General features: G+C 28.5%; 16 protein-coding genes. 4 read left to right on the top strand and 12 right to left on the bottom strand.

Annotation, left to right across the window (positions count from 1 at the left end; genetic code table 11):
* Positions 1 to 32 precede the first annotated feature (32 nt).
* Positions 33 to 1316: a glycoside hydrolase family 27 protein gene (locus H9I45_RS13365; protein WP_088353955.1), complete on the top strand. Its 1284-nt coding sequence runs from the start codon at positions 33 to 35 to the stop codon at positions 1314 to 1316.
* A gap of 12 nt (positions 1317 to 1328) precedes the next feature.
* On the opposite strand, the gene H9I45_RS13360 is transcribed toward H9I45_RS13365, so the two are convergent.
* Positions 1329 to 1715, bottom strand: a complete 387-nt coding sequence (locus H9I45_RS13360) for a pyrophosphohydrolase domain-containing protein (RefSeq protein WP_088353954.1) — start codon at positions 1713 to 1715, stop codon at positions 1329 to 1331.
* A gap of 59 nt (positions 1716 to 1774) precedes the next feature.
* Positions 1775 to 2497, bottom strand: coding sequence for an SDR family NAD(P)-dependent oxidoreductase (locus H9I45_RS13355; RefSeq protein WP_088353953.1), 723 nt, complete (start codon positions 2495 to 2497; stop codon positions 1775 to 1777).
* Positions 2498 to 2618: 121 nt separating this feature from the next.
* Between H9I45_RS13355 and H9I45_RS13350 the strand changes: the two genes are divergently transcribed.
* Complete coding sequence (locus tag H9I45_RS13350) at positions 2619 to 2825, top strand: hypothetical protein (protein ID WP_088353952.1); 207 nt, start codon at positions 2619 to 2621, stop codon at positions 2823 to 2825.
* Here the strand turns inward: H9I45_RS13350 and H9I45_RS13345 are convergent.
* A complete protein-coding gene (locus H9I45_RS13345) occupies positions 2822 to 3577 on the bottom strand; it encodes a hypothetical protein (RefSeq protein WP_088353951.1) in 756 nt (251 codons plus the stop codon). The genes H9I45_RS13350 and H9I45_RS13345 overlap by 4 nt on opposite strands.
* A gap of 109 nt (positions 3578 to 3686) precedes the next feature.
* Complete coding sequence (locus H9I45_RS13340; RefSeq protein ID WP_088353950.1) at positions 3687 to 4247, bottom strand: DNA-3-methyladenine glycosylase I; 561 nt, start codon at positions 4245 to 4247, stop codon at positions 3687 to 3689.
* Positions 4248 to 4346: 99 nt separating this feature from the next.
* Between H9I45_RS13340 and H9I45_RS13335 the strand changes: the two genes are divergently transcribed.
* Positions 4347 to 4781, top strand: coding sequence for a DUF6146 family protein (locus H9I45_RS13335; protein WP_088353949.1), 435 nt, complete (start codon positions 4347 to 4349; stop codon positions 4779 to 4781).
* A 64-nt stretch (positions 4782 to 4845) separates the two neighbouring features.
* Here the strand turns inward: H9I45_RS13335 and H9I45_RS13330 are convergent, their stop codons facing one another.
* Positions 4846 to 5334, bottom strand: coding sequence for a dihydrofolate reductase (locus tag H9I45_RS13330; protein WP_088353948.1), 489 nt, complete (start codon positions 5332 to 5334; stop codon positions 4846 to 4848).
* A gap of 302 nt (positions 5335 to 5636) precedes the next feature.
* Between H9I45_RS13330 and H9I45_RS13325 the strand changes: the two genes are divergently transcribed.
* Positions 5637 to 5933, top strand: a complete 297-nt coding sequence (locus H9I45_RS13325; RefSeq protein ID WP_088353947.1) for an isoamylase early set domain-containing protein — start codon at positions 5637 to 5639, stop codon at positions 5931 to 5933.
* 78 nt (positions 5934 to 6011) lie between these two features.
* Here H9I45_RS13325 and H9I45_RS13320 read toward each other — a convergent pair whose 3' ends face one another.
* From H9I45_RS13320 to H9I45_RS13290, 7 genes are all read right to left on the bottom strand, one after another.
* Positions 6012 to 6836: a thymidylate synthase gene (locus H9I45_RS13320; protein ID WP_088354045.1), complete on the bottom strand. Its 825-nt coding sequence runs from the start codon at positions 6834 to 6836 to the stop codon at positions 6012 to 6014.
* Between the two features lie 185 nt (positions 6837 to 7021).
* Complete coding sequence (locus H9I45_RS13315) at positions 7022 to 7912, bottom strand: hypothetical protein (protein ID WP_140422753.1); 891 nt, start codon at positions 7910 to 7912, stop codon at positions 7022 to 7024.
* Between the two features lie 11 nt (positions 7913 to 7923).
* Complete coding sequence (locus H9I45_RS13310) at positions 7924 to 8118, bottom strand: hypothetical protein (RefSeq protein ID WP_088353945.1); 195 nt, start codon at positions 8116 to 8118, stop codon at positions 7924 to 7926.
* 5 nt (positions 8119 to 8123) lie between these two features.
* Positions 8124 to 8744, bottom strand: a complete 621-nt coding sequence (locus H9I45_RS13305; protein WP_088353944.1) for an O-methyltransferase — start codon at positions 8742 to 8744, stop codon at positions 8124 to 8126.
* Between the two features lie 91 nt (positions 8745 to 8835).
* Complete coding sequence (locus H9I45_RS13300) at positions 8836 to 9711, bottom strand: nuclear transport factor 2 family protein (RefSeq protein ID WP_088353943.1); 876 nt, start codon at positions 9709 to 9711, stop codon at positions 8836 to 8838.
* Positions 9712 to 9801: 90 nt separating this feature from the next.
* A complete protein-coding gene (locus tag H9I45_RS13295; protein ID WP_176397555.1) occupies positions 9802 to 10683 on the bottom strand; it encodes a helix-turn-helix domain-containing protein in 882 nt (293 codons plus the stop codon).
* Between the two features lie 108 nt (positions 10684 to 10791).
* On the bottom strand, positions 10792 to 12537 hold the full coding sequence (locus H9I45_RS13290) for a NupC/NupG family nucleoside CNT transporter (RefSeq protein ID WP_088353941.1): 1746 nt from the start codon (positions 12535 to 12537) through the stop codon (positions 10792 to 10794).
* Between the last annotated feature and the right edge of the window lie 11 nt (positions 12538 to 12548).

Raw genomic sequence — 12548 nt, 5'->3', positions numbered from 1 at the left:
CACTAAATTCACAAAACCATTAATATAAAGCTATGTACAAAAGAAAAAATAAGTATATATTAACTATACCACTTCTAATTCTAATTTTGTTGCTTATATCTTGTAATAAAAAAACAAGCAAAAAAGAAATAATTGGTTCACAGAATAAGGAAAATAATTTATCAGTAGAGAATAATTCACAGGCTCCAATAATGGGCTGGGCAAGTTGGAATAATTATAGAATAAATATAAATGAAAATATAATTAAATCGCAAGCAGATGCAATGGTTACTTCTGGATTAAAAAATGTAGGGTACTCATATATTAATACTGACGATGGTTTTTTTGGTGGAAGAGATGAAAATGGTAATTTACTGGTTCATAAAAAAAGATTTCCAAGTGGAATGAAAGCATTAGCCGATTACATCCATTCCAAAGGACTAAAAGCAGGCATCTATTCTGATGCAGGTATTAATACTTGTGCTTCCTATTGGGATAAAGACACCATAGGTTCTGGTATGGGATTATATGGGCATGACAAGCAAGATTTAAATTTATTTCTTAAAGAATGGGATTATGATTTTATAAAAATAGATTGGTGTGGTGGTGAATGGCTTGATCTTGATGAAGAAACTAGATACACCGAAATTAGTAAACAAATAAAAGCAATTAAACCAGAAACCAAGTACAATGTTTGCAGATGGGAATTCCCTGGTAAATGGGTTACACAAATAGCAGATTCTTGGCGAATTTCTGGGGATATTAATAATAATTTCGAATCTATATTAAAAATTATTGATTTGAATGCAGACTTATGGATGTATGCCTCTAAAGGCCATTATAATGATATGGATATGCTACAAGTAGGTAGAGGAATGAGCTATGAAGAAGACAAAACGCACTTTTCTATGTGGTCTATAATGCATTCTCCTCTTTTATTAGGTAATGATTTAACTACCATGAGTAAAGAAACAATTGAAATAATTTCTAACAAAGATATTATAGCACTTAACCAAAGTCCATTTGTTTATCAGGCCAGAAGATTAATGGATTATGGAGATTTAGAAATTTGGGCTAAACCATTAATATCAACAATAAGTGGGGAAATAGCTGTAGCTTTATTAAATAGGTCTAAAAATTCTAAAGATATTACATTTAGTTTAAAATCTGTAGGATTGGATGCGTCTAAAAAATATACAATTAAAGATTTATGGTCTAAGGAAGTTTATCCAATTTCATCAGAACAAGAAATAACACGTAAAGTTCCTAGCCATGGAGTTATTGTTCTAAAAATCAAAGGAGAATCTTTACCCTTTAATGTATTTCAATTTAAATAATAATATCAAAATCTATCTTTCTAAAATCTCCTTAATATTAGGCTTAAAATAATTTGGACCTTTTAAAACTTTACCATCTTCTCTATAGATTGGTTTTCCATCTTCACCCAATTTACTCATATTAGAACGTTGTATTTCATTAAAAACTTCTTCAATTTTATCTTGCATTCCATGTTCTATAATCGTTCCGCATAAAATATATAACATATCTCCTAAAGCATCTGCAACTTCGACCAAATCGTTATTTTGTGCTGCTTCTAAATATTCTTCATTTTCTTCTTTCATTAATTCGAAACGTAATTTTTTTCTTTCATCAGAAATATTTACAGTTGCTGTTTCTTGAATATTTAATTTAAAAGCAGTGTGAAATGCATGAACTGCAGCTATTTTATTTTTCATTATATATTTTGTTTTAATTTATTTATTTTGATAAGTTATTTCTTTAAACACAATTAATACTACAATATCTTCTTTAACAACCAAGCTGGAGATATTTTTAAAACCCAAGCCACCAATATCCAACGTTTAGAAACATATGCAACTCGTTTTTTCTTTTTTATAGCTGTATAAATTTGATTTGTTGCTTTTTCTAAAGGAACCAACCAGAAGAGATCTTCACCTAAAGCCATTGCTGTATCTACAAATCCTGGCCTTATTTCTGTTATAATAACTTTTTTAGATTTTATGGTTTTCGTTTTAATATATAAACTTTCTAAATATGCTTTTTGGTATGCTTTGGACGCAAAATAGACAGGTGCAGAACGATTTCCTCTTATAGATGCTATAGAAGAAATTCCCACTAAATGTCCAAATTGTTGTTTCCTGAATAAATTATATGCTAAAACATACAGTTTTGTAACACCCAAAACATTGGTATTTATACTTTGTTCTTCTTTAGACCATTCTAATTTTGGGTTAATATATGCAACACCAGAAGACTGCACCACTAAATCTATCGTGTTAAATTCAGCAACAATTTCATGGAAAACTTTTTCGACGGCATCTACTTCTTGAATATCGTTTTGTTTTACCAAAATACTATCTGGAAATTGATTTTTCAGCTCCATTAATTTATCTAATCTTCTTCCTGTAATCGCTACTTTATAACCGTCTTTTATTAAAAGTTCTGTTAAAGTTTTCCCTATCCCAGAAGTTGCTCCAAATACAATGGCGTTCTTCATTTAATTTGTAATTTTGTAAAATCGAAATCTTACTGATTATAGAGAGACAATATATAGAAACTTTATGAAAAATTAAGACGGAAATACATCTATTAATCAAGAAGATATAAAGAATTAAGTTATGTTTTTAGGCGCTTATTTTACAACAGGTAGAATTATTTTTATGATTTTTTTCATTTTAGCATTTATTGCTTTAATGATTTATAGCTACAGAAAAGATATTAAAAATCACGAACGGTACTACAAAAATGCTGGCAAAAAAGTACTAATTTATGGCGGTATAATTATTGCTGTTTTTGTAGCAATTCGTTTTTTAGCAGGAAATTAATCTTTTTTAATTCTTTTTAAACGTTTCCACGCAATGTTATGTCTTTGTGTATAAATAAAAAAGCAAGTTATATCTAACAAAAAGTAAAACAAACTTATTCCACTTGGTGGATTATTACTTGGCAAAAAATCAAAAACTCCAAATGCTGTACTTGGCCATTTCCAAGTTCCAAAAGCAGTTCCCCCAATTTCTAAAATCGCTACTAAAATATACATCGAAAAGAAAAATAAGCGGTCTTTTGGTCTTTTCCAAAGTAATAGAAAAACAAAACCAGTCATTACAAAACCAAAAACATCAGCAAAGAAAATTAAATAAGTTGTTGCAAATAAACCAATAAAAATCCCAAATATTTGCTCCACAGCTTTATGATGTTTTCTAACTACAGAGGCTTTACTGAACATAAAAATTCGACCATATAATGCTGCATGTCCTAAAGGAACATAAAAGGGGACGTTTTCTAATCTATAAGTATACATATCTAAACCTCTGGAAAATAAATATTCTCCACCAAAACCCACAATTACAGCATATAACATCAATTCTTTTACTCTTCTCGTGGATCTTAAGTACATTTTTATAAACCCTGCAATCATTAAAATATTAATAAGGATTTGAGAATTGGTTATATTTTCTGCAAACCAAATGCCATCAAAAAATAAGACAAAAACGAAAAAAACAAAACGACCAATTTCTCTATTAAAAATTGAAATAATTTGTTTTAAATCGGGTTTTGGTATGGAAGAAATTAGCATTTGTTTTTATAATTTTATATGGAATTGGTAAAAAACCCAAAGTTCCTGCTCTGCACCAGGATTAGTTCAACTTATAATTTTTAATTCGTTGATTTTCAACTTTTAAGAATTAAGTTTCACTAAATTTAAAACAATCTGTTGTGTGATCGTTTACCATTCCAACAGCTTGCATATATGCATACATAACTGTAGAACCAACAAATTTAAATCCACGCTTTTTTAAATCTTTGGAAATTTTATCTGACAGAGGTGTTGTTGCTGGAACGTCTTCTCGGTTATGAAATTTATTTACTATTGGTTTTACATCTACATAACTCCATATAAATTTAGAAAAAGAACCAAATTCTTTTTGAACTTCCATAAATAATTGTGCGTTTGTAATTGCGCTTCTTATTTTTAATTTATTTCTAATGATTCCTGCATCTTTTAAAAGAGATTCAAATTTGCTTTCTGGATAGTTTGCAATTTTTTTATAATCGAAATTATCAAAAGCTTTTCTAAAATTTTCTCTTTTATTTAAAATAGTAATCCAACTTAAACCTGCCTGAAAAGTTTCTAAAACTAAAAATTCGAACAAAGTTGCATCATCAAAAACTGGAGTTCCCCATTCTTTATCATGATAATCGATATAAATCTGACTATCATTCACCCAAAAACATCTGTTTTTCATACACTCTGTTTTAAAATCGAAAATTAGTGTTAAATGAATTAAAAATCAATACATTTTGGAATAATTTTTGCAACTTTACTAATCTAAAACATACTGATTATGAAAGTTTTAAAAAATATTCTATTGCTAACAACTTTTGCAATATTCTTTTGGGCTTGTGGTTCTTCTCCAATAAAAAACGGAAACACAGAAAAAGAGCAACCTGTTGTGATTGCTAATGATAGTTTAGAATACGAAGTTATAATTATAGATCCAGGGTTTACTTCTTTCTTATATTCTGTTGCGCAACCAGAAGGTTTTTATTCTCAAGAATACTTAGAGGCAAGAAATAGAGCTTGGGTTACCACTTGGAATATTAGAGCCCAAAGTCCGACACAATTTAATAACAATATTTATGAAAATGTTGTGGATTACCAACCAAATATAGATTATGGTTACGAAGTAAATTATAAGCTTTTTAACTATTTTTTATTTGCTCAAAGAAAATATAAGATGAGTTTAGGTGGTGGTTTTCGTTCTGGGAGAATTAATTAAATAATAATGATGCCACGAATGCAAGAATTTTAAAGAAAAAAAGCTAAATATTTATGCAAAAAATTTAAATCTTCTGATAGCTCACAAAACTATAATCATATTTATTTTTCTCGTCCGCTTTAAAGTCTTCTCTTGAAACTTCTTTCCAAATTTTAGGATCTATTTCTGGGAAATAGACATCAGCTTCAAATTCGTGATGTACTAAAGTAATATCTAATTGATCTACCAAGTTATTGGCAATTGCTTCTTTATAAATTTGAGCACCTCCAATAATATAAATTTCAGAATCTTCTTTTGCCAATTTAATAGCATCTTCAATACTATTAGCTATTAAACATCCATCTTTAAAATAATTATTATTTCTAGTGATAATAATTGTTGTGCGATTTGGTAAGGGTTTCCCAATAGATTCAAATGTATTTCTTCCCATTAAAATGTGATGGCCAGAGGTTACTTTTTTAAATCTTTTTAAATCTGCAGGTAAGTGCCAAATTAAATCATTGTCTTTTCCTAATGCATTTTTTTTAGCGATGGCAGCAATTACTGTTATCATAAACCGAATCAATTTTTAACAAAAATAATAGAAATGATTTGAGATTTAGCGTTTTTTAAGAGTTTTCGTTTAAAAACAGCGATTTACGAAACCGATTTCGAGGTAAAATGCCTGAAAATCAGACAAAAAGAATGCTCTCTATTTTTAAACATACAGTAATTATATCCACTTTTTTTTTTCAATTAACATTATAATGATGTTTCATATTATTAAAACGATAATTCTTTCGTTTTCAGCCTTATATTGTTTGGAAATTGATAATTGTTCAATAAATTTACCAAAATTATTGAAAACAAAATATTATGGCAATTAAAAAACAATTTTTAAAAAGCAAACCAGTTTGTAAAGTAACTTTTACAGTACCAACAGACAATGCAAATAACGTAGCAGTAGTTGGTAGTTTTAATGAATGGAACGCGGCATCTACTCCATTGAAAAAATTAAAAAATGGTTCTTTTAAAGGAACTGTTAATTTAGAAGCAAACAATTCTTATGAATTTAGATATTTAGTAGATGGTGAATTCGTAAACGAAGCACAAGCAGATGCTTTTGCTTGGAACGACTTTGCTGGTGCAGAAAACAGTGTTATAAAACTATAACAAAATTACTTAGAAAAAGTAAAAAAGAGTTACCAATAATTATTGGTAACTCTTTTTTTATGTTTTTTATTTAGATAATTATATCGCTACTTTTCCTTTAATGTGTGGATGAGGATTGTAATCTGTAAGCTCAAAATCTTCGAAATCGAAATCGAAAATACTTGTAATTTCTGGATTGATTTTCATTTTTGGTAAAGGTCTAATATCTCTAGACAATTGTAATTCTAATTGCTCTACGTGATTATTATAAATATGAGCGTCTCCAAAAGTATGGATAAATTCTCCTGCTTCATAACCACAAACTTGTGCCATCATCATTGTAAATAATGCATAACTAGCAATATTAAAAGGCACTCCTAAAAAGATATCTGCACTTCTTTGGTATAATTGGCAAGATAATTTACCATCTGCAACATAAAATTGAAAAAATGCATGACAAGGAGGTAATGCTGCTTTTCCATTCGCTACATTTTCTGAAAAGGAAACAGAATTATCTGGTAAAACTGAAGGATTCCAAGCAGAGACCAACATTCTTCTAGAGTTAGGATTACTTTTTAAAGTTGAAATTACTTCTTTTAATTGATCAATATCATCGCTATTCCAGTTACGCCATTGATGCCCATAAACTGGACCTAAATCTCCATTTTCATCTGCCCATTCGTTCCAAATTCTTACACCATTTTCTTGCAAATATTTAATGTTTGTATCTCCTTTTATAAACCAAAGCAATTCGTAAACAATCGATTTTAAATGCAACTTTTTTGTAGTTACCATTGGAAAACCTTCACTTAAATCGAAACGCATTTGATGCCCAAAAACACTTTTTGTTCCAGTTCCTGTTCTATCTCCCTTTTCATTTCCGTTCTCTAAAACGTGTTTTACTAAATCGTGATATTGCTTCATATTTTCCAATCTTCAATCTCCCCAATTTCGTCTACGCTCAATGTAAACTCGGAAAGAAAAATTTGTATATTAATTTACTGTAAAATTAAGGAATGAAATAGTGATTTCGATATTTTGTAAAGTGATTTTATTAATAGGTTATTAACTATTTTAATAAACTTTTATTTTTAACTTAAGCTTCTCATTTATTCATTTTTGATTTTCTCAACTGGTTGAAAATAAAGGAATTCATTTATTGGTGCTATAATGTCCCAATGTTCAATAATTTTGTTGTTTTCTATTCTAAAAAAATCAAAAAAAGTTGTTTTTTCTTTGCCTACATAACCTTCAGTTGCACTTAACACAAAATTACCTTCTGCAATTACGTGATAATTGTGTTTAAACGTAATTGTATTACCTTGGAAACTCATTTTAATCATTGCCCACAAAAGCCCAGAAAGTCCATCACCAACATCTCTATTGTGTTGAATATATTTCTTAAAACTAAAAAATTTCATTGCACCACCTTCTTTTCTAATCATATTCTCTTTAATAAATTTATTAATGAGCGAACGATTAACATCAGTTTTTTCCAATTGAGTAGGAATTGTTGGCCCATCAATTTCTGAATGTTTATTTGGGTTTAAACCTATAGAATCATTTACGTTACTCCAGTGTTCTTGTACTTTCTGCTCTTTAAAACGTAAAATATCCCACCTAAATCTTAAAGTATCTCCTAACACTCTGCTATGAACAGCAACCAAAGAATCGTCTTGTATTATTCTAACTGGTTTCATTTTACTAAAACTACTATCTGAATTCCTTTTTTGAATAAAAGTTTTTTTATCTCCTTTCCAACTTTGGTCTAGACTATAAAATTTTGGACTTAATATGGAATCAAATATTAAATAATTTTCTTTTGCTGAAGTTGTAAAACGATAAGCTATTTTCTTTTCATTAGAAAGTTCAGAAATATATTCCTTTGAAAGAGCAGAAGGAGCATTGTAAACAACCTTCTTTGAGCAACCTATTAAGCTCACTAAACAAGTAATTGAAATTATAAAAACTATGTTTTTAAGTGTTATTGAATGTTTCATAATTACTAGTTTTATTGCTCTTTTAATACTGCTAGCTCTTTTTCTAAAGCTTCTGCTTTTTCCTTATATTTTTGCATCGCTTTTTTCAATTGGCCAACTTTTTTTATTACTTCTTCATCTTGTAAAGTTTCATAAATTGTTTCTCCATTTGTTTCTTTAATTTTTGATTTACTGTCACAAGTTGGGCATTTTGCTACTTTACTCATTTCTCCTATTTTTTAAGGCTTATTAAAACCGCTTTATTATTAAATTTTGATTGCAATTGGTACTTATCGTCTTTAGCTATAGTATTTAAAAATGCTTTAACTTCTGTCATATCTGCATTGTCAACATAAATTATGGTTTTGCTATGAAAATTAGGCTCAAGCATTTGAAATAATGGTAAATACAAATATTTCCAACCATCTAATAGTAGTAAATCTACTGGTTCTTTATGATTTTTTAAAGTTTCTATGGCATCTCCAATTCTAACTTCAATAAGATTATTTACACCTGCTTTTTTAAAATTTTCAATTGCTTTTTTAGCTTTAGACTCTAATAACTCTGTGGTAATAATATGACCATTTGTATCTAAAATACCTTGAGCTAAAAACAATGTAGATATTCCAAAAGAAGTACCAAACTCAATAATATTTTTAAAATTGTTTTCTTTTATGATTTGCACTAAATGTTCTCCTTGTTCTTTAGAAATAGAAAGGTATGCTTCTTCAAAATCAGTAGGTTTTATAGGTCTAAAAATACTCTTTGCAACTCCTTTCGCAATTTTAATTCGGTCGTATTTAGAATCGTTAAACAATTCATTTAAAGTGTTTGTTATTCTTTCTTTTTGCATCCTATTTTATTTTTTTGAGTTCAAGAAGTAATACCGTTTATTAATTCGATATTACTTCTATATGTTTTAATTTTGATAGAATAAATCGAACTTAAAAGTTAAACTTTCCGTTATTATTTTTTCTATCAGCTTCTGATAAAATAGTTTCAATGGTGTCCCAATGTTCTGCAATTTTTCCGTTTTCAATTCTAAATAAATCGTAAAATGATGTTGGTTTTCCAGCAAAAGTTCCTTCAGTTACAGAAAGAACAAAATTTCCTTCTCCTAAAATAATATGACTTTTCTCAAAAGTCATTATAATTCCTTGTTTTGCCATTTCTTCGATTGCTTTACCAAAGCCAGAAAGACCATCTCCAATCATAGAATTGTGTTGGATATAATTATCTCCATCAAAATAATTTGGCAGTTTATTAAACTCTCCATTAATTAAAACGGTGTTTACAAAATCTTTTACTAATGCTTTATTTGCTTCGGTTTTTTCTAAATCTGTAACTTTTATAACTCCATCTATTTGTGTATGACCACTTGGATTTGCAGAAGCTAAATCTGAAAAATTATCCCAATGTTCAACTATTTGTCCATCTTTAAATTTAAAAATATCAAACCCAACTTTTGGCCCAAAAAAGTCATATTTAGTATGTGTAATCGAATAATCTCCATCTTGAAAAGAACGAACAACCTTTGCTTTAAATCCTCCTTCAGGTGCGTGATGTAAAACTTCTCCAAAACCTTCTAATCCATCTGCAACAGCAAGGTTGTGTTGCTTATAGTTAGTTGGGTTAATGTATGCTATTGTAGCTTTATTTCCAGTTTCTAAACTTGTAATTAATGCTACTGCTTTTTCTTTGTTTGATAATGCTGTTTTTGTTTCCATTTTTTCTGTGTTTTTATTATTATTTTTTTTGTCTTGGATGTTGCAAGCTGTTATTAAAAGAGCAACTGCAACAGTTGTAATTATTTGTTTCATTTTTGTTTGTTTTAATATGGTACAAAGATGAAGCAAGTACAACTTTTAGAAAAGATGAAAACGAGTGTTAAAATGGTTAAAGTTGAACCATTAGTCTTTTGAGAGTGATTTTAAGAATGATTTTGGGGTTAAACCTGTATTTTTCTTAAAATATTTGGTGAAATTTGTTGGGTCTTCGAAACCTAATTTATAAGCTAATTCAGAACTTGTAGTTGTTGAATTTATTAAATTTCTTTTTGCTTGAAGAATTATAAAATCATCAATTACATTTTTTGCGGTTTTATTTATCAATTCTTTGCAAATAGTATTTAAGTGCTTGTAACTTATAGCCAGTTCTTTGGCGTAAAAATTAGCACTTCTGCTTTTGGTTAGATTTTTTTCAATAAGTGAAATAAAATTTTGATAAACAACTACTTTAGAAGCATCAGAAATATGAAAGGTTAGATTTTGTTTTAAATTTTCTGCTTTCGATATTAAAATGGTTAATAGTGAATTGATAATATTCTTGTGGTTAAATGATTGGGAATTGCCATATTCATTTAATAATAAGTTAAAATAATTTACAAATTCAGATTTTTTTGGGATTTGAAGAATTGGCGAAAATAACTCCGGATTAAAAAGTCTAAATACAAAGTCATTTGTTAAATTTAAAAAACTATTTACAAAATATTCTTCTGTAAATATGATACAATAACCATTTAGACCTTCTGAAAACTCAAAAGCATTTACTTGATCTTTGGTAAGATATACCAAACTGTTTTTTTGCACAGAATACCATTTAAAATCAATGAAATGTCTTCCAAAACCTTCTGTAAAAAAAATTAGATTATAAAATTTTAGTTGATGTGGTAATTCAGGATTGTGCTTGTGCTCGTTTTTGCTTTTAGCGATATCTTTAATCGGAACAATTTCAAAACCAAAATTATTGGTTGTTGCAGGATTAAATTCTATATGTGGTATCTCTTTGGTCAAATCACTAATAACTACAAAAGATTATTTTTCTTAAATTGAATACAACTAAAAACTCTAAAATAGTCAATTAAGAATTAATCGTTTTTAATAATTAAGAGCATCAAAATCTTACCCAATAATCATTCCTGCAATTGTTGCAGACATTAAAGAAGCTATTGTTCCTCCTATTAATGCTTTCATTCCAAATTCTGATAATGTTTTTCGTTGCCCAGGAGCCAAAGAACCAATTCCTCCAATTTGTATTCCAATAGAAGCAAAATTTGCAAAACCACATAACATATAAGTTGCCATAATAATAGATTTATTAAATGTTAAATGAGTTGCATTAGCTACATCTTTTAAACCAATTAACTGTGTATATCCAACAAATTCACTAGCTACTAATTTGATTCCTAATAATTGTCCCATTAGTGTCATGTCTTCTTTTGCAACACCAACTAACCACATTAATGGAGCAAATACATACCCTAAAACAGCTTCTAAAGAAAAACTTTGATATGGTGTATTAGCTGCCATCCAAGTATTTAAAGATGTTACATCTCCAACCCAACCTAGAACTCCGTTTAACATTGCTATAAAAGCAATAAAAACTAATAACATTGCACCAACATTCATTGCTAAATTTAAACCTTCTGTAGTTCCATTAGCAATTGCATCTAATACATTTGATCCTATTTTTTCTGAAGAAACTTGAACATCTGTATTTACTTCTTCGGTTTGTGGGTATAATATTTTAGAAATTACGATTGCTCCTGGAGCAGCCATTACTGAAGCTGCTAATAAATGTTTTGCAAAATACAATCGAAGTATAGGATCATCTCCACCCAAAAATCCAATATATGCTGCTAAAACGGCTCCTGCTAAAGTCGCCATTCCACCAATCATTACTAATAGGATTTCTGACTTATTCATTTTCTCTAAATAAGCTTTAATTAATAATGGTGCTTCTGTTTGACCCAAGAATACATTACCAGCTACAGATAAACTTTCTGCTCCAGAAATTTTTAAAATTTTACTTAACGACCAAGCCATTACTTTAACTAGTTTCTGAATTAGACCTAGATAAAATAATAATGATGTTAATGCAGAAAAGAAGATTATTGTTGGTAATATTTGAAAAGCAAAAATAAACCCAAAAGTATCCATATCTGTAATTAATCCTTCAAATAGAAACTTACTACCAGCTTGAGTAAAATCTAAAATACTTACAAATACTCCTCCAACTACTTCAAATGCTTTTTGAACAAATGAAACTTTTAAAACTCCAATTGCAATAATTAACTGAAAGGCCAAACCTATACCTACAGTTTTCCAGTTAATAGCTTTTCTATTTCCACTAAATAAAAATGCAATAATTAATAAGGATATCATTCCTAAAACTCCACGCCATAAACTTCCTACTGAAAAACCTTGACTTGGTACAATCTCATCTAAAGTTGTAGTTACTATAGATTTTTCTTGAACATCTAATTTAACTTCTTCTTCTGGAATTACAATTTTTGCAAAAGTTGGTGAAGAAAACTTGTATGTAACATCGTTTTCTGATAATATTAAACTTGTATCATCAAATGAAACAATATTAAAATACCTTACAGAATCTTTTGGCTCTTTAAAATTGAAAATTATTAAATTATTCTGACGAATATAATTTCCAGATGCCTTAAAATTGTCTTTGTTTGCTATAGAGTAGTTAAATTCTCCCTTTGAAAAAGAAAAAACATCTCCTTCTTTTATTTCTAAAATAGGTGTTCCATCTGATTTTTCTATGGAATTAAATTTCCAATTTTGTTCTAAATCTTGAGAAAATAGAACCATTGAAATAAAACAAAAAACGACTATAAAAATTTTTTTCATAAGTTTAATTA

Origin of the sequence: Polaribacter haliotis, from assembly GCF_014784055.1 — a bacterium.
Lineage (GTDB): Bacteria > Bacteroidota > Bacteroidia > Flavobacteriales > Flavobacteriaceae > Polaribacter > Polaribacter haliotis.
The sequence above is the reverse complement of the archived record's forward strand: the minus strand, read 5'-3'. Positions and strand labels throughout refer to the sequence as shown.

Excerpts from the sequence above, each read along its gene's own strand:
- H9I45_RS13365 (WP_088353955.1), top strand. The coding sequence starts at position 33 with ATGTACAAAAGAAAAAATAAGTATATATTAACTATACCACTTCTAATT.
- H9I45_RS13360 (WP_088353954.1), bottom strand. The coding sequence starts at position 1,715 with ATGAAAAATAAAATAGCTGCAGTTCATGCATTTCACACTGCTTTTAAA.
- H9I45_RS13355 (WP_088353953.1), bottom strand. The coding sequence starts at position 2,497 with ATGAAGAACGCCATTGTATTTGGAGCAACTTCTGGGATAGGGAAAACT.
- H9I45_RS13350 (WP_088353952.1), top strand. The coding sequence starts at position 2,619 with ATGTTTTTAGGCGCTTATTTTACAACAGGTAGAATTATTTTTATGATT.
- H9I45_RS13345 (WP_088353951.1), bottom strand. The coding sequence starts at position 3,577 with ATGCTAATTTCTTCCATACCAAAACCCGATTTAAAACAAATTATTTCA.
- H9I45_RS13340 (WP_088353950.1), bottom strand. The coding sequence starts at position 4,247 with ATGAAAAACAGATGTTTTTGGGTGAATGATAGTCAGATTTATATCGAT.
- H9I45_RS13335 (WP_088353949.1), top strand. The coding sequence starts at position 4,347 with ATGAAAGTTTTAAAAAATATTCTATTGCTAACAACTTTTGCAATATTC.
- H9I45_RS13330 (WP_088353948.1), bottom strand. The coding sequence starts at position 5,334 with ATGATAACAGTAATTGCTGCCATCGCTAAAAAAAATGCATTAGGAAAA.
- H9I45_RS13325 (WP_088353947.1), top strand. The coding sequence starts at position 5,637 with ATGGCAATTAAAAAACAATTTTTAAAAAGCAAACCAGTTTGTAAAGTA.
- H9I45_RS13320 (WP_088354045.1), bottom strand. The coding sequence starts at position 6,836 with ATGAAGCAATATCACGATTTAGTAAAACACGTTTTAGAGAACGGAAAT.
- H9I45_RS13315 (WP_140422753.1), bottom strand. The coding sequence starts at position 7,912 with ATGAAACATTCAATAACACTTAAAAACATAGTTTTTATAATTTCAATT.
- H9I45_RS13310 (WP_088353945.1), bottom strand. The coding sequence starts at position 8,118 with ATGAGTAAAGTAGCAAAATGCCCAACTTGTGACAGTAAATCAAAAATT.
- H9I45_RS13305 (WP_088353944.1), bottom strand. The coding sequence starts at position 8,744 with ATGCAAAAAGAAAGAATAACAAACACTTTAAATGAATTGTTTAACGAT.
- H9I45_RS13300 (WP_088353943.1), bottom strand. The coding sequence starts at position 9,711 with ATGAAACAAATAATTACAACTGTTGCAGTTGCTCTTTTAATAACAGCT.
- H9I45_RS13290 (WP_088353941.1), bottom strand. The coding sequence starts at position 12,537 with ATGAAAAAAATTTTTATAGTCGTTTTTTGTTTTATTTCAATGGTTCTA.